We start from the raw sequence: 21035 nt of genomic DNA, 5'->3' as shown, positions 1-21035 counted from the left end.
GAAACGCATTCGAGGGATGCGGAAACGTATTCGAAGGATGTGGAAAGGCATTCGAAGGGTGTCGGAACGCATTCGAGGGGTGTGGAAATGCGTTCGAGGGGTGTCGGAAGGCGTTCGGAGAGATAAGGAAGCGTATAGTTGAGCTAGTGCGGAATATTTTTATCTTTCGCTATCCTTTAACCCTCTCTTTCTCTGCTAGTATGGACGCTGAAAAACCCGATTTCGCTTGCCGGATTGACGAACTGGTGCCCCTGGCCCGCCTGTTGCGCGCGAGCTACGTGCGCGACCAGGCCGACTTCCAGGCCCTGCTGCCCGACGACTACACCGCCGCCTTCCTCACCGACTACGACCAGCGCCTGGCCGCCGCCGATGCCCTGGAGGCCACTTCGGTGCAGATTGCCCGGCGCATGGTGTTCACCGACCGCATCCATCAGGTGTACCAGCAGCTGCCCCAGACGCTCGACTACCTGGCCGCCCGCGTGCGCCGCGCCACCCCGCTTACGGTACCCGCCGACCGCTTTGGCATCGAGCAGGCCCGCCGCGCCCGCAACCACGACGACCATCCGGGCCTGGAAGCGGCCCTCAAAACCCTGCTCCAGAACATCGATGCCAACAGCGCCGCCCTCGCCCAAAAAGGCCAGCAGCCCACCGACACCCAGCAGCTGCGCGACCTCTACGATTCGCTGGTGCAGGAAACCACGGCCCAGGGCAGCCAGATGAGCCAGCAGAAGGCCCACACCGCCGACAATATGACGGTGCTCAACGCCCTCTACGCCCCCATGACCCACCTGTTTCAGGACGGCAAGGCCCTCTACTCTCGCACCGACAAGCCCAAGTACCAGGACTACACCTTCGCCCAACTCCTCAAGCGCGTCCGCCGCGAACGAAGCGAGCAGCAGCCGGCTGGGTAGCTGGCGGGCTTCGTTTGGAATAGAACAGGGCACCCGGTGGGTGCCCTGTTCTACTTTCTGAAAGTACGAATAGGATTGTATCTTATGATTTAAAATCAACTTAAGCCTATAAAATCAGCCATAATGCGGGCTCTCTCTCTAATTGAGGAAGCGTCGTTAGTTCCTTGTTGAGACATACGGTCAAATTCAAGATACTCATAGTTAGCCGTTGTTATATCAATTTCGGCTCTCCTTCTATTGCTTTCTAATTCGTCGTAAAAGCGCTTTATTGCATCTCTGGTTACAATATGTAGTTCGTCATTGATGGCAGCCTTTCTAAACAACAGATAGTATATAGTAATAGGTGACTGGGTTCTAAGTAACGAATCATAGTCTTGAAAACAATTGTTCATATTATCTATAGTAGATTCACAATTGGAAAAAGTTAAATCAGGGTTATGATCATTATTATCACGGTAGTCTAGTACCATTCTATCGAGATATGGTTTCTTGGTGTCAATTATTTTTTGACTTAATAACAAACTATTTTCAATGAAAAGAAGCTTAGCTGCAACTTCATAATGTTGTAATCTATTATTTTTAAATCTAACCTTCTGAGTGAAGAAAATATTTTTAGATAAATCCCTTATCAACTTGGCCATAATTCCTCCTAATGCATTTCTCTTTTCAGAGGCATTAAGAGGAACAGCTTCATTTAGCCTAGAAAACATGTCTTCAATTAAATCAATATCTTCTGTCTCAACTGATATTATTGGTAAAGTGAATGAATCGAATCTAATTTTTAATTTAGGATAAGACATAGCTAAATCAATGTAACTCATATTTCCTGCACGGACTAGTTCATCAGCTAAATATTCAAAATCGTTAGCAAGAGTAAACTTGCCATCTATAAATTCATAAATTGCTTGCAGTCTTTGCCTTCCATCAATGATTGCATATTCAAAGGGGTTGTTAGTGGCTTCGCGTTGACTTTTGTTTAAATAATGAAAATATAATTTTGGTATATCATATTCATTTAGTATTGAATCTATTAATAATTGTTTTTTTTCTAACGTCCACACATCACCCTTTCTTTGATATTCAGGATCTTCTTTGATTATGTCTTTGTCTGAGTATATTCTCAAAACGGAACTATTGGGTAGCTGGTATGTTTTTATTGTTGCCATGTTATGAGAATATTTCGGAGAGACTATCCAGTTCGGGGAATAATTGAAACTTATTTGTGCCTAGCAGCTTAAGCTCTTTGATTAATTCGGACTTGCACGAATTGGGTATGATGTACTTCCATATATGGTCAATAGTATCTCCCGAATTTTCAATTATTATATTTTCTCTATGAGAGATAGTGAATACACCTTGCTGTGCTTGCATTCTCGGGCTGTTCCTAGGTGCAATGGCAGCAATAGGTAGAAGGCTAGACTTGCTTTCCCTCGCTATCGTAGAGGGTAGATAATTTATCAATATTTCATCTTCAAATGACGGTATCTCAAACTCAAACTCAGGCTTATATCTACTTTTTTGATTTAATACAGTAGGCTGCAAAACCCACAAAGCCCCATCCTCTTCAGGTTCTTTGCTTATCGCGAAATAAAGTGCGACTAATGCACTCTCTGACCAGTCTAGAAGGCGAGTAGGTACACCGTAGTGTTGCATAAGAAACAACCATTCAAATTCATTATTAGGTCTGCTTTGAAGAATAAGTGAAGCATCCTGTTTGAATCTATTGAAATAATGTGTTTCTGGAGGCTTATCTTCTAAGCGCATTAAGCGAGGTTGCAATGACCACTCTGATCTAGATTGACCACGAAACCAAATTGGGCCTTTGAAATCACATATATGATTCTTTAGTTGAGTTATTAGGTCACTTACTGATGATATTTCTACGTCAGAGTATTTCATTCGCTAAAAGCTTTGGTCTTTAACGTCAAAGATGGGGTCTACTGCTATTATCATTTGAATATATAATGAAATTTACATGATTTCTTTGGTTAGATTAAAACCTAATATGTTTTGCTATCATAAAAACCCCCGCGCCAGCCATATAGCCAACGCGGGGGTTCGGGTTGAGGTAGTTGGCTTATGCCAAGCTACTACATATCCTTGATAATTTCGTCGCCGAACTCGCTGCATTTGAGCAGGGTGGCGCCGTCCATCTGGCGCTCGAAGTCGTAGGTGACGCGCTTGCTATCGATGGCGGCTTCGAGGCCCTTGTAGATGAGGTCGGCGGCTTCCTGCCAGCCCAGGTGCTCCAGCATCAGGGCGCCGCTCAGAATCACCGAGCCGGGGTTCACCTTGTCGAGGCCGGCGTACTTGGGGGCCGTGCCGTGGGTGGCTTCGAAGATGGCGTGGCCGGTTTCGTAGTTGATGTTGGCACCCGGCGCGATGCCGATACCGCCCACAATGGCGGCCAGCGCGTCGGAGATGTAGTCGCCGTTCAGGTTGAGCGTGGCCACCACCGAGTAGTCGGCGGGGCGGAGCAGGATTTGCTGCAGGAAGGCGTCGGCGATGCTGTCCTTGATGAGGATCTTGCCGCTGTCGAGGGCCAGCTTCTGCTGGGCGTCGGCCATTTCCTGGCCCTGCTTGGCCAGCACCTTGTCGTACTGGGCCCAGGTGTACACCTTGTCGCCAAACTCCTTCTCGGCCAGCTCGTAGCCCCAGGTCTTGAACGCGCCTTCGGTGAACTTCATGATGTTGCCCTTGTGCACGATGGTCACCGAAGGCTTTTTGTGCTTGATGGCGTACTCGATGGCCGCGCGCACGAGGCGCTCGGTGCCTTCCTTGCTCACGGGCTTGATGCCGAACGACGACGTTTCGGGGAAGCGGATTTTCTTCACGCCCATCTCGTCCTGCAGGAATTCGAGCATCTTCTGGGCCTGGGGCGTGCCGTTCATGTACTCGATGCCGGCGTAGATGTCCTCGGTGTTCTCACGGAAGATGACCATGTCGGTCAGTTCGGGCTGCTTTACGGGCGAGGGTACGCCCTCGAACCAGCGCACGGGCCGCACGCAGGCATACAGGTCGAGCTCCTGGCGCAGGGCCACGTTCAGGCTCCGGATGCCGCCGCCCACGGGCGTCGTCAGGGGGCCTTTGATGCCTACCAGGTAGTCGCGGAAAGCGTCGAGGGTTTCGTTGGGCAGCCAGTTGTTTACCTGCTTGAAGGCCTTCTCGCCGGCCAGCACTTCCTTCCACTCCAGCTTGCGCTTGCCGTTGTAGGCCTTCTCTACCGCCGCATCAAACACGCGCACGGCCGCAGCCCAAATATCCGGCCCCGTGCCGTCGCCCTCAATAAATGGAATAATGGGCTGATCCGGCACGTTGAGCTTGCCGTTCTTGATGGTTATTTTCTCTGCCATTGTTAAAAAGAAGTGTCAGGTGTTACGTGACAGGTATTTTGAGGTGAGTGCTTGGTTGGTAGGGGAGGGAGGACGTAGCGCTTTACTTCTGTCATCCTGAGCAGAGCGAAGGACCTATACAGAAGGTATTAGATGATGTTAGCTTCTGTATAGGTCCTTCGCTCTGCTCAGGATGACAAGTAGTTACCCATAGTTCTAGTACCCGAAAATCTCCTTTAGCGTCAGCTGCTCGACTTTGCCGTACTTGGCCAGGGCCTTAAAGTTGAGGCGGTCTTTGGAGCCGATGACGAGGATGGTCTGGGGCTGGCCTTTGATGCGGGCCTGCTGAAACTTGAGCAGGTCGGCGAAGCTCATCTTGCCGGTTTGCTCGTACACGTCGCGGCGCAGGTCGTAGTCGAGGCCCAGGCGCTTGGCGCGCTCGTAGCTGAAGAGGATGTCGGACTTGGTGATGCGGTCGGTGGCGATGCTGTTGCGGATGGCATCTTTGGCAATCTGCAGATTGGCTTCGGCGGTAGGCATGTCATTGAGCAGGAGCTCCATGCCGGCCATGGCCTCGGGCAGCTTGTCGGCCTGGGCCCCGATGTAGCTCATGTTGTAGGAGCTGCGGCCCAGCTTGTCGGCATTGGCGAAGCGCGAGGACGCCGAGTAGGCCAGGGCCTGGCTTTCGCGCAGCTCCTGGAACACGATGCTGCCCATGCCGCCCCCGAAGTAGGTGTTGTAGAGGCTGGTGGTGGGCACGAGCGTCTTATCGAACACGGGGCCCTTGCTCAGGAACAGGATTTCGGCCTGCACCATGTTGTAATCCACCCAGTACACTTTGGGCGTAGTCAGGGGCTGCTCGGCGAAGTCCTTGTTGGCGGGCACGGCGGCCAGCGTGGCGGGCGTTTTGTGCAGTTGGTTGAGCGTGGCCGTCAGGCCGCTTTCGGCCTTGGGGCCGTAGTAGAGCACCCGGTGCTGGTAGGTGGGCAGCTTCTGGATGAGGCTGGTGAGCTGCTCGGGCTTGAGGGCCTTGAGCTCCTTTTCGCTGAGTTGGGTGGTGAAGGGGTTCTGGGGGCCGTACTTGGCGTAGTTCACCATGGCCTGCTGCAGAATCACGCCCTTATTGAGCTTGGCATCGGCACGGGCCTTGAGCACGCCGGCCACCATGTTCTTGAGGGCGGCGGCATCGGGCTTGGGGGCGGCCAGCAGGCTCTCGAACAGCTGGAGCGCGGGCTCCATGTTGCTGTCGAGGCCGCTAAGGCTGATGGTAGTGCGGTCCTGGTCGCTCTGGACGCCGAACGAGCAGCCCAGCTTGTAGAACTCCTGCTGCAGCTCGGCGGCCGAGTATTTGCCGGTGCCGAGGTACTGCAAATAGTCGGTAGCCAAACCGAGGCGTTGGTTAGCGTTGGTGCCCATATCGAGCACGTAGAACAGGTTGAACAGGTTGTTCTCGGTGTTGCGGGTGTAGTACACCGGAATGCCCGAGGCCAGCTTGGTTTCCTTGATGTCCTGCTTGTAATCAACGAACACCGGCTGCAAATCCGGCGACGACATGCCCATCACCTGCTTGTAGAAGTCGGAGGCCGCCTCGCGGTTGACGGGCACGGGCGTAATGGCGGGCTTCACCACCTTCACCACGTTGGGGTCCTGGCCGGTGCGCTTGTACACCAGGGCGTAACCGGGGCCGTAGTACTGCCGGGCCACGCGCATCACGTCGTCGCGGGTAATCTTGCCGAAGTCGTCGAACTGCTGCAGGTAGTCCTTCCAGTCCTCGCGGGCCAGGAAGGCCTCAATCATGGCATCGGCGCGGGCCGCGTTGCTTTCGTAGCTCTTGGTGCGCTGCAGCTGCTCGTTGTTGACGATGGCCGGAATCAGCCACTCCGGGAAGTCGCCCTTTTTCACCTGCTCCAGCTGGGCCAGCAGCAGGTCGCGCACTTCCTCCAGCTTCTGGCCCTGGCGGGGCGTGGCATAGAGGATGTGTGAGGAGTAGTCGTTGAACAGGTTGGTGAACGAGGCCGCCTGCAACACTTTCTGCTGCTGGTTGAGGTTGAGGTCAATCAGGCCGGCCTGGCCGTTGCTCAGAATCTTGTCAATCATGCGCAGCACCAGGGCATCCTTGGTGTTGCTGCCGGGGAAGCGGAAGCCCAGCATCACGTTCTCGGCGGCCGGCCCCACAATTTTCGTGATAACCGGAGCCGTCAACGGCTCTTCCTTGGCCACCTCGAAGGTGGGCACCGGCTTGCGCTTGAGCTGGCCGAAGTACTTGTCAATCGTGCGGATGGTCTGGTCGTAGTCCAGGTCGCCGCTCAGGGCCAGGGCCACATTGTTGGGCACGTAGTAGGTATCGTAGTAGGCCTTGATTTCCGTGATGGACGGATTCTGCAGGTGCTCGATGGTGCCGATGGTGGTTTGCGTGCCGTACTGGTGCTTTTTGTACAGCGTGCGGTTGATGGCCTCAAACTCCTTGTTGAAGTCGTTGTCGAGGCCGCGGTTCTTCTCCTCGTACACGGCCTCCAGCTCGGTATGGAACAGGCGCGGCACCAGCTCGCCCATGCGCTCGGCCTGAATGGCGGCCCACTTCTCCAGCTGGTTGCTCGGAATGTCCTCCTGGTACACCGTCTGCTCGACCGAGGTGTAGGCGTTGGAGCCCTGCGAGCCGATGGCGCCCATCACCTTGTCGTACTCGTTGGCCACGGCGTACTTAGCCGCCACGCCCGAAATGGAGTCAATCTGGTGGTAGGTTTTCTGGCGGGCGGCGGGGTCGTTGCGCTGGGCGCGGTACTGCTCGTAAAGGGCCTCAATCTTATCCAGCTCGGGCTTTTCCTGGGCCCAATTCTGGGTGCCCAGCTGCGAGGTGCCCTTGAACACCATGTGCTCCAGGTAGTGGGCCAGGCCGGTCGCGGTGGCCGGGTCGTTCTTCGAGCCGGCGCGCACGGCCAGGTAGGTCTGGATGCGCGGGGCGTCCTTGTAGTCGGAGAGGTAAACCGTCAGGCCGTTGTCGAGGGTATAGATGCGGGCCTTGAGCGGGTCGCCGGGAACGGTCTGGTACGTATATTCCTTTTGCCGGGCCGGCGCGCTAGCCTCGGTGGCCGGGGTAGCCGCGCTGGCCGAAGTGGTGGGCTTACTGGTTTGGCACTGGGTCAGACCCAGGGCAGCCAGGGCCGGAACGAAAAGCAAAAGGGGTTTTCTCACGAGCAAAAGGGGGAAGGAAGAGCGGAAGGCAGTGCAGGGGCGGAAAAGCCACAACACCATAAGAAACCCAAAGATAGGCGTCCCCCCCGGGAATAAAAAGCCCCTCTGTACCCCGTGCGCCTTTCAAGTGCGAAAAATTGCTTATAGGATCACGGATTAGCGCGGATTTCAGCGGATTTCACGGATTTTGTAGCTGGCCCTGCTGAGCATTAGTTCAAACCTGCACAACTGCAAAACCGAAAGGCTGCCTCGCCAGAGGCAGCCCTTCCCAATCGACTACAAAATCCGTGAAATCCGCTGAAATCCTCGCTAATCCGTGAGCTAGTCGGCGTCCAGCCCCAGGCGCTGCTTCATCTCGGCCAGCATGGGGTACTTTTCGGTGAGGTACTCCAGCTTGTCGGTGGCAGTGTAGAGCTTGCGGCCGGTTTCCTGGCGCTCCACCACGCTCACCTGCACCGTGAGGCGCGGGTAGCCGGTGCGGCGGCGCAACTCCCCGATAAAATCGGCCCGGAAATCGTTGAACTGGTCTTCCTGCACAGGATTGTCCACGGTCAGTAGGATAACGTGCTGCTCGTTGGCCTGCACCGGGCGGTTGAGGATGCTGTAGTGCATCATGCTGCCCGCTTTGCGCCCCTCGGTCAGCTCCTGCCACACGCGCTGGAGCACCGCGTCGTCGATGGCGGGCAGGCCGGTTACGGGGCCGCTGGGCTCGGTTTCGACCAGGGCCTGCCCGGCGGCGGCCTGCTGGGCCAGCTGGGCTTTCATGGCGCTCAAGCTGCCAAGGCCGGGTAGCTTGGTGCCCAGCCCCAGTGGTTTGCCGGTGGGCGGACCGCCCGGCTTGGGCATGGGCGGAGGCAGCGGGGCGGCCGTTACGGGCGTCTGGCCCGGCTCGTGGCCGGCAATGCTGGGTCGCCCGATTTCCACGTGCGGCACGGTGTCGCGCAGCTGATGGGTGATGGGCACGCTGGTGGCGGCCTCGATGCTGGGCGTGTCGTGCAGCTCCTCCACGCCGCTTTCCACCGGCACAATGGGCTGGGGGTCGGCGGGGGCGTGGGCTAGATTTTTAGCGCCTGGTGCTTCGTGGTTGGTGCTTAGGCTGGGCGGAGCAGCGGCGGGCGTGGCGTAAGTGGCGGGCGTTTCGGCAGTGCCGTCGGCCACCAGCTGGCCGGTAGGAGCGGAGGACGAGTTGTTTGGAGCCGAAACCGCGCTGTTGGAAGTAGCTGGCGGGCTTACGCTACTTTTTTTTTTCGCCTCGCCGTTCTGGGGCGAGGCGGCGGGGCCGGCGCTCAGGTCGCGGGCAAACTGCACGGCGCCGTTGAGGTAGGCCAGCTTCATGAGCATCAGCTCGACGTGCAGGCGCTGGTTTTTGGCCTGCTTGAACTCCCGGTCGCAGAGGCTGACTAAGTTCAGGCCGGACAGTAAAAAGGCCAGCGGCGCGGCCTGGGCCTGCTGCACGTAGCGCGCCCGAATGTTGTCGGACACTTCCAGCAGCTGCACCGTCACGGCATCCTTGCACACGAGCAGGCCGCGCAGGTGCTCGGCGGCGCCCACCACGAAATTGTGCAAATCGAAGCCATTCTGCATCACCTCCTCCAGCAGCAGCAGCGTGGCGCTCAGGTTTTCGGTCAGCAGCGCGTCGGTCAGCCGGAAATAGTACTCGTAGTCCAGAATGTGCAGGTTCTGCACCACGTCCTGGTAGCGCAGGTTCTGGCCCGAAAACGTCACCATCTGGTCGAACATGCTCAGCGCGTCGCGCAGGCCGCCGTCGGCCTTCTGGGCCAGCAGGTGCAGGGCGTCATCCTCGGCCGCAATCTGCTCCTGGGTGGCCACGTGGCGCAGGTGGCCCCGGATGTCATCCACCTTAATCCGGTTGAAATCGAATACCTGGCAGCGCGAGAGAATGGTGGGGATGATCTTGTGGCGCTCGGTGGTGGCCAGAATGAAGATGGCATAACCCGGCGGCTCTTCCAGCGTCTTGAGAAAGGCGTTGAAGGCCGCGTTCGAGAGCATGTGCACCTCGTCGATGATATAGACCTTGTAGCGGCCCTGCTGAGGCGCGTATCGCACCTGCTCCACGAGGCTCCGGATGTCCTCAACCGAGTTGTTGGAGGCCGCGTCGAGCTCGTGCACGTTGAACGAGGCACTTTCCTGGAAGGCCCGGCACGAGCCGCACTTGCCGCAGGCTTCCAGTTCGAAGGGCGTGTTGTCGGGGTCGGCGGCGCTCAGCAGGGCCTCGGGTACGATGTCGGGCTGCTGGGCAATCAGCTCCGATACCGGCCGGCCGCGGCGCACGTGCTCCTCCACGAACTCGCAGTTGATGGTTTTGGCCAGAATGCGGGCGCAGGTGGTTTTGCCCACGCCCCGGGGGCCGCAGAACAGGAAGGCCTGGGCCAGGTGCTGGGAGGCAATGGCGTTTTGCAGCGTGGTAGTCACGTGCTGCTGCCCCACCACGCTTCGGAACGTGGCCGGGCGGTACTTGCGGGCCGAAACAACGAAATTCTCCATAGGTCTTCCCACAAAGTTACCCCGAAAAGCCCGGCTTTGGAAGCCGCAATAGCAACTTGCCGACGGTTCCGGCCGGGGTAAGCGGCGCGGGGGCAAAGCGGCAAATTGTGGCCGGTTTCGGAACATTTCCGGGGTCGCGCAACGTTTATCGGGCAGTGTGCGTACATTCGCACCCCGCTACTTGTGGCGGGTATCGTTCTTTTACAACTGGGGCTGACCGGAATTGACAGCTTGTGCACTGCGCGAGTAAGCGTGTCGGGAGTTGGATGAATCTCCCGTAAAAAAAGTTGTCCAAACAATAACTGGCGAGTATAGCTACGCCATGGCTGCTTAGTCTAGGTACTAAGTAATGCCATCGTCCCGCATCCGTCTTCCTGCTCACGGGTGAGTTCGGGGCGTCGAAAGCAGTTAGGATAGTTCGTGGGGCGCTGCGACCCACGGGCGAAACCAAAGCAGATAAGGGGAAATCAAAGGCCTGATGTGCGCCTGGTTTCCTTCGACAATCCAAGCATAGATACACACGTAGAAAGCTCGACGTCTTCCTTGTCTGGACCAGAGTTCGAATCTCTGCAGCTCCACTTTTGAACGATACGGAAAACCCCGCTGGCCCTGGCCGGCGGGGTTTTTTTGTTTGCCTGGAAAAGGCTCGCCAAGCTCGTCTAATAGTCTGCTATATAGAGGTTTATATAGATTAAAAATTCGGGCTTTTTTGTCCGACCGCTAGTGCCGGCCGTATATAAACCCTGAAAGCCAGCCCTGCCAGGGCCGGCATCAATTCACCCTAAAACGACTTTCCAATGAAACTGAATTTCCTGCTGGCCGCCGCCCTGTGTGTGGGCACTGCCACGGCCGCCTCGGCCCAGACTACGCCCACCGGCACGCCCCGTAGCGGCACTATGAACCAGACTACACCGATGACGCCGAATCCGGCCAGCCCCACCACCAATCCCGGCACCATCGACCAGCGCACCCCCACCATGAGCAACCCCACCAACGTGGGCACCATGGACCGCACGCCCGCCGTGGAAAGCCGCACGACCATGGAGGCTGAACGCCGCACCTCGACCATGACGACCACCGAGCCGCGTCGCACCCGCACGACCACCACCAAACGCTCGACCCGCAAGGCCAATATGCCTCGCAGCACCAGCCCGATTAAGTAGTAACTTATTGCTTTGTAGTACATAAAAGAGCCGGCCCGCATAATGCGGGCCGGCTCTTTTATGCGCTACCGGCAGAGGGCTGGTTAAGGCGTTAGGCCTTCTGCTCCAGTTCGCCGCCGGCCCGCAGCAGCGTGTCGGAGAGGCTAGTGAGGTTGCTGCGGATTTCGGCGGGCGCTTTGGCAACTACCTCGGCCGTCTGGGCCCCAAGCATGCTCAGCGAGCGGCCGATGGCGGCGGCGTTCAGCCCCAGGTCGCCCTCGCTGAGCAGGGATTGCAGGTTGCCGATTTCGCGGCCGATATCCTGGAGGCGGGGCTCGCCGCTTTGCAGTAGGTGCTGCTGCCAGGTTTCGGTGTTGTCCTGGGCGGCGCTGAGCGGAATGCCGGTGAGGCCGTTGCTGAGGGCGTGGTTGGTGGCGTTGAGCAGGTCGGTGAAAATCATCATAGGAAGTGAAAACAGGAGAGATGGAATGGCCCGATGGGCAGACAGGCTTACGTAATAAGCGGCCCGAAGGGTCAGGTAGTGGCCTTGGCCAGCAGCGCCGGCAATAGCCCGGCCCCGCGCAGGGCGGCGCAGGCGCGGTGGGCGCTGGCTTCCTTGTCCTTGATTTCGAGCATAATATCCACGTCGAGGTTGCCCAAATCGTGCAGGAAACCGGCAAACAGGTCGTCTTCGAGCGTGGGCGTGTGCTTGCCTTTGCGCTCACCGGGGGCCTGCGAGCTGTAGTCCATCAGCATCACGCCGTCGCGCTGGGGGTGCCAGGTGGCGGCGGCCAGGCGCAGGGCCTCGGCCATAGGCTCGCCGTGGTTGAGGCACTCGTGGTGGAAGTTGTCGAAGAGCACCGGAATGCCCACCGCCGCGTGCACGCGCAGGCAATCCTGCAGGCTGAACAGTCGGTCGTCGTTTTCGATAACCAGGCGGGCGCGCACGGCCTCGGGCAGGCGCTGGTAGGTGGTAATGAAGCGGCTGATGGCCAGCTCCCGGTCGTTGTAAAGGCCGCCCACATGAATCTGGAGCTTGTGGGTGGAGTCGAGGCCCATCAGGTCCAGCATCGAGCCCTGGTACACCAGCTCCTGAATGCTGCGCTCCACAATGCCGGCATCGGGCGAGTTGAGCACCACAAACTGGTCGGGATGAAACGACACCCGCATATCGTTGGCCTTGATATAGTCGCCAATCTCCCGGAATTCGGCGGCGAAGCGCGTCTGCCACGGAAAGGTGTTGACGGGGTGGGAGCCAAACGGCACCACGCCCGAGCCGATGCGGAAAAACAGCAGGTGGTGGGCCACGTTCCACTCCAGAATCCGGCGCAGGCAGGCTAGGTTGTTGGCCACCGTCAGCTCCAGGCGCTCATCGGAGTAAGAGGCCAGCCGGAACGTGCTGGTGGAGGTGCAGTCGAGCGTTTCATTCACGCAGGGATATCCGATTCGCATAGTAGAAGCTGGATGGCTAAGCGGCCAGCCGACCCGGAAGGAAGCTCTTCCAGTCAGCCTAAACGCGCTCAGCGGTTCTCAAACCACTACGCAAAGCGTATCCGCACTGTTCGGAAGAAGCCGGCACAACAGCCGCCGCCGCCCGTCAACGAGCCCGATACCTACTCGTAGCCGCGGTTGTCCTTGAAGTTGCGGTTGTAGCGGCGACGCTCCTGGGCCGCCTGCTTGGCCGCCTGTTTAGCGGCTTCCTCGGCCTCAATCTCGCGCATCTTTTCCCGCTCCCTGCCGGCCCGCGAAAACTTCTCGTAAATCAGGCTCACAGGACTGGCCAAGGTAGGAGTGGGGGCCTTGGGCGCGGCCGAATCGACGGGGAACAGGGGTTTGGGGGCGGGCGGGCGCTTCACGGCGCTGGTGGGCGCGGTGCTGGGCCGCTTGATGTTGCGCAGGGCCCGGTCGATGAGCTCCTGGTCGGGCCGGCCTTCGGTTACGCGCACTTCGCCCAGCTGAATGGTATCGGGCCGCAGCTTTATCTGCACTACGAGCTGCGAGAGGCCGGTGCCACCCAGCGGCAGCAGCCGCGGCTTGAAGCCCACAGCCCGGAAAATCAGCGTGTCGGTGCGCTGGGCCGAAATGCCGAAGTCGCCGCCGCCATCGGCCACCACGGCCAGCTGCGTGCGCCGAATAGTGATGGACGCCCCCGGAATGGGTCGGCGCGACCCTTCCTCCGAAATACGCCCCGTGACGCGCACCTGCCCCACGGCCCGACCGGCTAACAGTAGCAGCAGTAGCGGCGCCAGCAACGGCAGCAAACGAACCAGGCGCAGGGAGGGCAGAACAGACAACGGCATCAAAGGGGCAAGCTACGGCAGCGCGGCGGGTAAATCGTCAATCAGAAGCCAGCCAGCGGCCAGCCTCATAAACCCGCATAACGCCGGAAGGAGACAAAAGAAGCCCGCACCGTTGCAGGTGCGGGCTTCAGGAAGCTAACAAATCGTTGGCCGAAAATGCGTTGGCCACCGAAAAAGTTGGGTCAGGCTACTTGATAACGGTTTTATCGCCGTCTTCGGGCTTCATCTTAACCGTACCGTCGTCGGCATCCATCTTGGCCTTGTTGCCTTCCGAATCCTTCATTTTCAAGTCGCCGTCGGATTTCACCTTCAGCTTGCCGCCGTCTTCGCCTTTGATTTTCATCTTGTCGACATCGGCCGTGTTCATGCTGCTACCCGACGACATATTGTCCGACGAGTTCATGCTGCCCGACGACGAACTCATGCCCGAGTTGTCCATGTAACGGTCGTCGTAGTAGTTGGCGCGGTTGCTTTCGTAGGCCGTGTACTGCTTGGGGTCGGTAAACACGGTTTTCATTTCCGTGTCGGTGTTGTTGTACACGTCGCGGCGGGCGGCGGCCATGCCCATCGTGTCGGTCATGTACTTCTGGTTGAGCTCGGCCATACGCTGGCCACGGGTCACATACACGTCACGTACTTTCATGCGGGTCGGCTCGTCGAGCTGCATGCTGCTGGCCATGTCGCTGGCCATGCGGTCGGCGCGGCTATTTACGGCCTCGGGCGAGTAATCCATGGTGCCACTCGTGGTGGTCGTGGTCATGGTGGTATCGGTGGTGGCGGTAGTGGTTTCGGCAGGCTGGTTTTCCGAGCACGAGCCGAGCGTGAAAGCCGCGGCGGCCGAAAGCAGGAGCAGGGTCTTTTTCATGATGGAAGCTTGAAAGTCAGTGGAAAAAAGGAGGGAGAGAAATGGGAATGGCGGCTATACGGTGCGCGGCGAACAGAGGTTGGGCTGCCGCGGGCCGGCGGGTAGGCCAAGGGGCCGCAAACCGGAAAGTGCGCGCCCGGCCAGGGCCGAAACCCCGCCGAACGCGCACTTTTTAAACCAATTGTTTATGCCCCGCCCTAGCCGCGGCGCAGCTCAAATACCGTGATTTCGGGCAGGAAACCCACCCGCCCGGGGTAGCCGATAAAGCCCAGCCCGGTGTTCACGTACAGGTGCTGGCGGCCGCGCTGGTAGAGGCCGGCCCACTGCTTGTAGGCGTACTGCACGGGGCTCCACTTCAGAAACGAGAGGTTGAGGCCGAACTGCATGCCGTGGGTGTGGCCGGCCAGCATCAGGTCGATGTCGGGGTAGTCGTGCACCTGCGCATCCCAGTGCGAGGGGTCGTGGGAGAGCAGGATTTTGAACGGCGCCGAGGGGTCGGCGGCGGCGTGGGCCTTGGCCAGGTTGCCGTACTGGGCAAAGCCGCGGGCGCCCCAGTTCTGCACCCCGATAATGCTGATTTTCTCGCCGTTGCGCTCCACCGTGCGGGCCTCATCGAGCAGCAGGTTCCAGCCCATGCGGGCGTGGCTTTCCTTGAGGCGGGCCAGGTTGGCCTGCTTGGCCGGCAGGCCGCCTTCCTGGGTCCAGTCCACGTAGTCGGAGTAGTCGTGGTTGCCCAGCACCGAGTAAATCGGCAGCTTCGAGCGGATGCCGGCCAGCGTGTCGATGTGCTCTTCCACCTCGAAGGCGTAGTTGTTCACCAGGTCGCCGGTCATGAACACCATATCGGCGGCCTGCTCATTAATCATCGCCACGGCCCGGCGCAACGGCTCCTTGGTCTGGAACGAGCCGGTGTGCAGGTCTGAAATCTGCAGCATCTTAAACCCATCAAACGAGGCCGGCAGGTTGGGAAAGCGCAGCGTCACGCGCTTCACGGTGTAGTCGGTGCGGCCCTTGAACATGCCCCACAGCAGGGCCACGAAGGGCACGGCCCCGGCCACCAGGGCGGCTTTGCTCAAAAATTCGCTCCGCGGAATAGCCGGCCCCGTGCCCGCCCCAGCGGGCCGGCTTACCAGCTGCGCCGCCCAGCGGCCCAGGCGGACCACATCTTCGAGCAGCAGCGGGATGATGACTACCATTTTGGCCGCAATAACGGCCAGCAGCAATCCGCCCAGAAAAACCTTGGGCGAGGCGTGGGCGCGGCGGTTGCTCACGGCCCAGATGCCCAGGCCCCAAACCAGCGCGGTAAGCAGCCAGTACAGCACCGTGGTGGTGCGGCGCACGCCGGGCGAGGCCGACTGAACGAGCGTGCGAACGGCCTGGAAAGCGTACCACTCGGCAGCAACAACCAGGGCCAAAAAGAAAGGCAGAAACAGTTTGCGTGACATAAAAAAGCGGGGTCCCGGTAAGTGGGACTACAAAGTAAGGCAGTGGGGCGGCGGCAAGCTGGCCGGCCCCGGTTTTTAAGTTAAATTCCGGGCCTACAACAACGGTGCCCCATGCAAGAGTTTGACAAGCTGGCGGAAAACCCGGCGCAACCCGTTCCCGCCAACCCAACGGCCGCGCCCGCCCCGGCCACGCCTTACGCCCCGATCGTCAGCGGCATCAAGAGTTGGGCCGAGGAAGACCGGCCCCGCGAAAAGCTGCTGCAAAAGGGCCGCGCCGTACTGTCGGATGCCGAGCTGCTGGCCATTCTGCTGGGCTCGGGCACCGCCAAGCTGTCGGCCGTGGATGTGGCCAAGCTGGTGCTGAAGGGCGCCCAGAACGATTTGAACGCGCTGGCCCGCTTCTCGGTGAAGGAGCTGATGAAGCAGAAGGGCATCGGTGAGGCGCGCGCCATTACCATTGTGGCGGCGCTGGAGCTGGGCCGCCGCCGCAAAGACGCCGATGCCCCCGCCCGCACCACCATCACCTGCTCGCGCGACATCTACCACGCCATGCAGCCCCACCTGCAGGATTTGCCCCACGAGGAGTTCTGGGTGATTCTGCTGAACCGGGCCAACGTGGTCATGCGCACCGTCAGCATCAGCCGGGGCGGGGTGGCCGGCACCGTGGCCGACCCCAAGCTCATCTTCAAGGAGGCGCTGGAGCAGCTGGCCAGCAGCATCGTGCTGGTGCACAACCATCCCAGCGGCAACCGCAACCCCTCGGCCGCCGACATTGCCCTCACCCGCAAGCTCAAGGAAGCCGGCCAGCTCCTCGACCTGCCCATCCTCGACCACCTCATCTTCACCGACCAGGGCTACCACAGCTTCGCCGACGAAGGCATGCTTTGAGGGGAATTATGAATTCTGGATTATGAACTTTTGAATTGAGGCGGACAGAATTTGAATTATGGGCCAGCGCTTAAATCAGTTCAAATGCCTGAGAAGGGCACTTGCCGCAATTCCCGTCAAGAGGAATTGTTGGGCAGAGTCCATCTTTGTTGCAGAATTTTGAACAAGTCGTGGCCCAATTCAAAATTCACAGTTCATAATTCACAGTTCATAATTCCCTTCGTCTTGCGTTTCAACCCGAAAGTTCTCATTGGCCTGGGCCTGTTGCTCGTCTTCGGCTACTTCATCTACGACCTTGTGCTGGCGCAGGACCAGTACATCATCCGGATGCGACAGCAGCGCGAAGCCAAGAACAATTCCTTCCGTCGGGCCGGCTCGTCGCCGCTCAGCGACGAATTGCGCCAAAGCTTCGACAGCCTCAAGTTCTACCCGCCCAACCGCGACTACCGCCTCGAAGCCCAGCTGGAGCAGTTTCCGCAGCGCGACACCGTGGAAATGCCGCTTACCGACGGCCAGGCCGACAAGTACCTGCGCTGGGGCCGGGCCAAGTTCATCTTCGACAAGCAGGAATACCAGCTCACGCTTTTCCTGAAGGCTGATGGCAAGGATACCACCCTGTTTGTGCCCTTCACCGACCGCACCAACGGCTTCGGCTCCTACGGCGGCGGCCGCTACCTCGACGCCCCCCTGCCCGCCGCCTCCGACACGGAAGTGCTGCTCGACTTCAATCAGGCCTACAACCCCTTCTGCGCCTACTCTGACGCCTACGCCTGCCCCGTGCCGCCCCCCGATAACCGCCTGAAGCTGCAGATTGAGGCTGGCGAAATGGCGTATAAATAAATTGGGTGCACGCAGTAACGGCTGTCAGATAAATCATCGGTTTTAAGCCGTGACTTCCGAAAATTGTCAGGTTAGTGTCCGGTTAAATTGAATTTTAGCCCCCAGCCGAATCTGTACCTTTGCCAAAACTCAGATGCCAATGTCCGGCAGCTGGTTTATTCTTGAATCAACCAAAATACAGCATGCCGAATGTTGGCGCCTGACAACTGACAGCCGCCCATTGGCCGCTTACCCCCATGAAGATATCTTACGACTGGCTCCGCACGCTTATTCCCACTGATAAACCTGCTACCGAAATCGGGGCGCTGCTTACGGGCTCGGGCCTGGAGGTGGAGGGCATCGAGGAGCTGGAAAGCGTACCCGGCGGCCTGCGCGGCCTCGTGTTGGGCACGGTGCTCACCCGCGAAAAGCACCCCGACGCCGACAAGCTCAGCCTGACGACCGTGGATGTGGGCGACGCCACGCCGCGCCAGATTGTGTGCGGCGCCCCCAACGTGGCCGCCGGCCAGCGCGTGGTGGTGGCCCTCGAAGGCGCGGTGCTGCACCCGACCGGCGGCGAGCCGTTCAAAATCAAGAAATCGAAAATCCGGGGCGCGGCCTCCGAGGGCATGATCTGCGCCGAGGATGAAATCGGGCTGGGACAGTCGCACGCCGGCATTATGGTGCTCGATACCGACCTGCCCAACGGTACGCCTGCCGCCGACTACTTCGGTCTGGGCTCCGATTCGGTATTTGAAATTGGCCTGACACCGAACCGGGCCGACGCGGCCTCGCACTACGGCGTGGCCCGCGAGCTGCGCGCCCTGCTGCGCCAGCCCTGCCAACTGCCCGACGTGAGCGGCTTCCAGACCCCTGCTGAGGCAGCAGCTAACGTAAAAGTTACGCTGGAAGACCCGGCTGCCGCCCCACGCTACGCCGGCCTGCTGCTGGAAAATGTGCGGGTGGCGCCCTCGCCCGAGTGGCTGCAAAAGCGCCTGCGGAGCATCGGCCTCGCGCCCATCAACAACGTGGTCGACGTAACCAACTTCGTGCTACACGAGCTGGGCCAACCCCTGCACGCCTTCGATGCCGACCAGATTGCGGGCAACCACATCCGTGTGAAGCGGGCCGAAGCGGGCGAGAAGTTCACGACCCTCGACGGCGTGGAACGCACGTTGCGGGCCGAGGATCTGGTTATTGCCGATGCCAACGGCCAGCCGCTGGCCTTGGCCGGCGTGTTCGGTGGCCAGACTTCGGGCGTGAGTGAAACCACGACTCGGGTGTTCCTGGAAAGCGCCTACTTCGCGCCGGCCGTAGTGCGCAAAACGTCCCAGACGCACCAACTCAAAACCGACGCCTCCTTCCGCTTCGAGCGTGGCACCGACCCCAACATGGTGCCGCTGGCCCTCAAACGCGCCGCCCTGCTGCTCCAGGAAGTGGCCGGTGCCACCGTGGCCGCGCCCGTGGTGGACGAGTACCCCACGCCAATCGAGCCGACGCTGGTACGCCTGCGCCTGCCGCGGGTCGAAAAGCTCGTGGGCCAGTACATTGAACCCGCCCGCATCCGCCAGATTCTTGCCGACCTCGATATCCTTATTGTAGAAGTGAGAAGTGAGAAGTTAGAAGTGAGAGGGGAGAATGCAGAAGTCAGTAGTGAGTCTCACCTCTCACCGCTAACTTCTAAGCTCTCCGAGGAGTGGGTGCTGGCCGTGCCGCCGCATAAGGTGGACGTGACCCGCGAAGCCGACGTGATTGAGGAGATTCTGCGCATCTATGGCTACAACAACGTGGCGCTGCGGCCCCACAACTCGGCTTCGTTCCTGGCCAAGTTCCCGAGCCCCGACCCCGAAATCATCCGCCAGAATGTGGCCCGGCTGCTTAGTGGGCAGGGCTTTTCGGAAATCATCACCAACTCCATCACCAACTCGCGCTACTTCGAAACCGACGACGCACCTAGCGCCGAGCTGGTGCACCTACTCAACTTCAACAGCGCCGAGCTGAACGTGTTGCGGCCCAGCCTGCTGCCCAGCGGCCTGGAGGTGGTGCGCCACAACGTGAACCGCCGCCAGCGCGACCTGAAGCTTTACGAGTTCGGCAAAACCTACCGCCAGCTGCCCGACGGCAGCCACCAGGAGCAAAACCAGCTCGTTATCTACCTTACCGGCAACTCGGCCGCCGAAACCTGGCAGCAGAAATCGGCCAAAAGCTCGTTCCACCAGCTGGCCGGGGCCGTGCAGCAGGTGCTGGCCGCGCTGGGCTTCGCTGAGCCCGCCTCGCGACCCGTCGAGCACCCGTATCTGGCGGGCGGCCTCACGTTGCTGGCCCAGAATCAGCCGGTGGCCCAGCTCGGGGCCGTATCGGCGGCCGTGCTCAAGCGCCTTGATGTGAGCCAGCCGGTGTGGTTTGCCGAGCTGGACTGGGACGGCCTGATGCGCAAGTACAAGAGCCGCCTCGTGGCCCAGGAGCTGCCCAAGTTCCCGGAAGTGCGCCGCGACCTGAGCCTCGTCGTCGACCGGGCCGTGAGCTTCGACCAGCTGCGCCAGATTGCCCGCCGCGCCGAAAAGAAGCTGCTGCGCCAGGTAAACGTGTTCGACGTGTACGAGGGCGACAACCTGGGCGCGGGCAAGAAGTCGTACTCGGTCAGCTTCCTGCTCCAGGATGCCACCCAGACGCTTACCGACCAGGCCATCGACCAGGTGATGAACCGCCTCATTCAGCAGTTCGAGCAGCAGGCCGACGCCGTTATCCGGCGGTAACCAGCACGTCATTCTGAGCGAAGCGAAGAATCTCGCGTGCTGATGTTGCAGGGCTAACCTGCCATTTGGATTACTTTGGCACGCGAGATTCTTCGCTTCGCTCAGAATGACGTTCTTGCCAAATCACGTTCTTTACGAAAAACCAAAACCGCCCACCAAAAACCAAAAAATGGCATCCACCCAGCAACTGGCCCAACTCGACCGCCTGGAGCGGCAGGTAACCACTTTAGTGGCTGCCTATCAGCAGTTGCGCGAGGAGCTGGCCGATGCCCAGACTACGGTTCAGCAGTTGCAGGCCGACGTGCGCGACCGGGAGCGGGTCATCAAGGATTTCCAGAATCAGGAGAATATCACTAAACTTGTCAATACCATAGCGACCGGGGAACCGGCCAATGTCAACGAGCTGAAACTTCGCCTGAACGAATACATCCGCGAAATAGATAAGTGCCTTGCCTATTTGAGGGAGTAAACCATACCGAACCAATCACCGCCACCCTAACCCCACCACTGCCAGCAGCCTGCTGATGTCCGACCTTTCCATCAAAATCCGAATTGCTGACCGGGATTACCCCATGAAGGTAAGCCCCCAGGATGAGGAGCGCCTGCGCCTTGCGGGCCGGCTGCTAAGCGAGCGGCTGAAGGAATTCCGGGACAAATACGGCATTCAGGACAAACAGGACCTGCTGGCCATGATTGCCTTATCGACCATGGCTGACCGCTTGAAGGTGAGCACAGAAAAGGATGGGACCGACGCGGCCCTGACCGAGCGCCTGGCGCGCTTGGACGAGCTGCTGTCGGGGACGGTGTTGGTCTGACCCGGTTGCCCCAGGTGGGCAGCGGGCCGATTCGGCGCGAAGCAACAGCCCGGTGCGGGGCAGGG

The 21035-nt window shown here is 59.4% G+C and carries 17 protein-coding genes and 1 other RNA gene; 8 read left to right on the top strand and 10 right to left on the bottom strand.

Translation table 11 applies throughout. From position 1 onward, the window contains the following. The first annotated feature begins 200 nt into the window (after positions 1-200). On the top strand, positions 201-911 hold the full coding sequence (locus H145_RS0100275; protein WP_019946129.1) for a hypothetical protein: 711 nt from the start codon (positions 201-203) through the stop codon (positions 909-911). Positions 912-1006: 95 nt separating this feature from the next. On the opposite strand, the gene H145_RS23120 is transcribed toward H145_RS0100275, so the two are convergent. From H145_RS23120 to dnaX, 5 genes are all read right to left on the bottom strand, one after another. Next, positions 1007-2077, bottom strand: coding sequence for a DUF262 domain-containing protein (locus tag H145_RS23120; RefSeq protein WP_071595095.1), 1071 nt, complete (start codon positions 2075-2077; stop codon positions 1007-1009). Between the two features lies 1 nt (position 2078). Beyond that, the gene (locus H145_RS23115) at positions 2079-2810 is read right to left on the bottom strand and encodes an FRG domain-containing protein (protein WP_071595094.1); all 732 of its coding nucleotides are present in this window, start codon (positions 2808-2810) and stop codon (positions 2079-2081) included. A gap of 191 nt (positions 2811-3001) precedes the next feature. Continuing rightward, the gene (gene icd, locus H145_RS0100270) at positions 3002-4264 is read right to left on the bottom strand and encodes an NADP-dependent isocitrate dehydrogenase (protein WP_019946128.1); all 1263 of its coding nucleotides are present in this window, start codon (positions 4262-4264) and stop codon (positions 3002-3004) included. 195 nt (positions 4265-4459) lie between these two features. Continuing rightward, positions 4460-7435: a M16 family metallopeptidase gene (locus tag H145_RS0100265; protein WP_051102962.1), complete on the bottom strand. Its 2976-nt coding sequence runs from the start codon at positions 7433-7435 to the stop codon at positions 4460-4462. A 321-nt stretch (positions 7436-7756) separates the two neighbouring features. Beyond that, positions 7757-9940: a DNA polymerase III subunit gamma/tau gene (gene dnaX / locus H145_RS0100260; RefSeq protein WP_019946126.1), complete on the bottom strand. Its 2184-nt coding sequence runs from the start codon at positions 9938-9940 to the stop codon at positions 7757-7759. 209 nt (positions 9941-10149) lie between these two features. On the opposite strand from dnaX, the gene ssrA reads away from it, so the two are divergent. Beyond that, positions 10150-10521, top strand: a transfer-messenger RNA (tmRNA) gene (gene ssrA, locus H145_RS23110). Positions 10522-10737: 216 nt separating this feature from the next. After that, entirely contained in the window at positions 10738-11103 is a 366-nt protein-coding gene (locus tag H145_RS0100255; RefSeq protein ID WP_019946125.1) for a hypothetical protein, read from the top strand. A 91-nt stretch (positions 11104-11194) separates the two neighbouring features. Here H145_RS0100255 and H145_RS0100250 read toward each other — a convergent pair whose 3' ends face one another. The 5 genes from H145_RS0100250 to H145_RS0100230 form a co-directional block, all read right to left on the bottom strand. Then, complete coding sequence (locus H145_RS0100250; protein WP_019946124.1) at positions 11195-11545, bottom strand: hypothetical protein; 351 nt, start codon at positions 11543-11545, stop codon at positions 11195-11197. A gap of 71 nt (positions 11546-11616) precedes the next feature. Beyond that, positions 11617-12534 (bottom strand): UV DNA damage repair endonuclease UvsE, encoded by a 918-nt coding sequence (uvsE, locus tag H145_RS19300; RefSeq protein ID WP_033425706.1) that lies wholly within the window; start codon positions 12532-12534, stop codon positions 11617-11619. 161 nt (positions 12535-12695) lie between these two features. Then, positions 12696-13382: a carboxypeptidase-like regulatory domain-containing protein gene (locus H145_RS0100240; RefSeq protein WP_083937620.1), complete on the bottom strand. Its 687-nt coding sequence runs from the start codon at positions 13380-13382 to the stop codon at positions 12696-12698. Between the two features lie 187 nt (positions 13383-13569). Beyond that, positions 13570-14247 carry a hypothetical protein gene (locus H145_RS0100235; protein WP_019946121.1) on the bottom strand — a complete coding sequence of 226 codons (678 nt, stop codon included), beginning with the start codon at positions 14245-14247 and terminating at the stop codon, positions 13570-13572. A gap of 197 nt (positions 14248-14444) precedes the next feature. Then, entirely contained in the window at positions 14445-15692 is a 1248-nt protein-coding gene (locus H145_RS0100230; protein WP_019946120.1) for a metallophosphoesterase, read from the bottom strand. A gap of 111 nt (positions 15693-15803) precedes the next feature. Between H145_RS0100230 and radC the strand changes: the two genes are divergently transcribed. The 5 genes from radC (at position 15804) to H145_RS0100205 (ending at position 20970) form a co-directional block, all read left to right on the top strand. Then, a complete protein-coding gene (gene radC / locus H145_RS0100225) occupies positions 15804-16580 on the top strand; it encodes a RadC family protein (RefSeq protein ID WP_019946119.1) in 777 nt (258 codons plus the stop codon). Positions 16581-16805: 225 nt separating this feature from the next. Then, entirely contained in the window at positions 16806-17420 is a 615-nt protein-coding gene (locus H145_RS0100220; protein WP_019946118.1) for a DUF1684 domain-containing protein, read from the top strand. A gap of 236 nt (positions 17421-17656) precedes the next feature. Beyond that, positions 17657-20155 carry a phenylalanine--tRNA ligase subunit beta gene (gene pheT / locus H145_RS0100215; RefSeq protein ID WP_019946117.1) on the top strand — a complete coding sequence of 833 codons (2499 nt, stop codon included), beginning with the start codon at positions 17657-17659 and terminating at the stop codon, positions 20153-20155. 169 nt (positions 20156-20324) lie between these two features. Then, positions 20325-20624, top strand: a complete 300-nt coding sequence (locus tag H145_RS0100210; RefSeq protein ID WP_026351153.1) for a hypothetical protein — start codon at positions 20325-20327, stop codon at positions 20622-20624. Between the two features lie 55 nt (positions 20625-20679). Further along, positions 20680-20970 carry a cell division protein ZapA gene (locus H145_RS0100205; protein ID WP_019946115.1) on the top strand — a complete coding sequence of 97 codons (291 nt, stop codon included), beginning with the start codon at positions 20680-20682 and terminating at the stop codon, positions 20968-20970. Positions 20971-21035 lie beyond the last annotated feature (65 nt).

The sequence above is a fragment of the Hymenobacter aerophilus DSM 13606 genome, assembly GCF_000382225.1.
GTDB lineage: Bacteria > Bacteroidota > Bacteroidia > Cytophagales > Hymenobacteraceae > Hymenobacter > Hymenobacter aerophilus.
Note: the sequence above shows the minus strand (reverse complement) of the source record. Positions and strands in the feature narration are given on the sequence as shown.

Coding starts and splice junctions, on each gene's coding strand:
- H145_RS0100230 (WP_019946120.1), bottom strand. CDS start 15,692: ATGTCACGCAAACTGTTTCTGCCTTTCTTTTTGGCCCTGGTTGTTGCT.
- uvsE (WP_033425706.1), bottom strand. CDS start 12,534: ATGCGAATCGGATATCCCTGCGTGAATGAAACGCTCGACTGCACCTCC.
- H145_RS0100210 (WP_026351153.1), top strand. CDS start 20,325: ATGGCATCCACCCAGCAACTGGCCCAACTCGACCGCCTGGAGCGGCAG.
- dnaX (WP_019946126.1), bottom strand. CDS start 9,940: ATGGAGAATTTCGTTGTTTCGGCCCGCAAGTACCGCCCGGCCACGTTC.
- icd (WP_019946128.1), bottom strand. CDS start 4,264: ATGGCAGAGAAAATAACCATCAAGAACGGCAAGCTCAACGTGCCGGAT.
- H145_RS23115 (WP_071595094.1), bottom strand. CDS start 2,810: ATGAAATACTCTGACGTAGAAATATCATCAGTAAGTGACCTAATAACT.
- H145_RS0100275 (WP_019946129.1), top strand. CDS start 201: ATGGACGCTGAAAAACCCGATTTCGCTTGCCGGATTGACGAACTGGTG.
- radC (WP_019946119.1), top strand. CDS start 15,804: ATGCAAGAGTTTGACAAGCTGGCGGAAAACCCGGCGCAACCCGTTCCC.
- H145_RS23120 (WP_071595095.1), bottom strand. CDS start 2,077: ATGGCAACAATAAAAACATACCAGCTACCCAATAGTTCCGTTTTGAGA.
- H145_RS0100250 (WP_019946124.1), bottom strand. CDS start 11,545: ATGATGATTTTCACCGACCTGCTCAACGCCACCAACCACGCCCTCAGC.
- H145_RS0100205 (WP_019946115.1), top strand. CDS start 20,680: ATGTCCGACCTTTCCATCAAAATCCGAATTGCTGACCGGGATTACCCC.
- pheT (WP_019946117.1), top strand. CDS start 17,657: ATGAAGATATCTTACGACTGGCTCCGCACGCTTATTCCCACTGATAAA.
- H145_RS0100255 (WP_019946125.1), top strand. CDS start 10,738: ATGAAACTGAATTTCCTGCTGGCCGCCGCCCTGTGTGTGGGCACTGCC.
- H145_RS0100240 (WP_083937620.1), bottom strand. CDS start 13,382: ATGCCGTTGTCTGTTCTGCCCTCCCTGCGCCTGGTTCGTTTGCTGCCG.
- H145_RS0100235 (WP_019946121.1), bottom strand. CDS start 14,247: ATGAAAAAGACCCTGCTCCTGCTTTCGGCCGCCGCGGCTTTCACGCTC.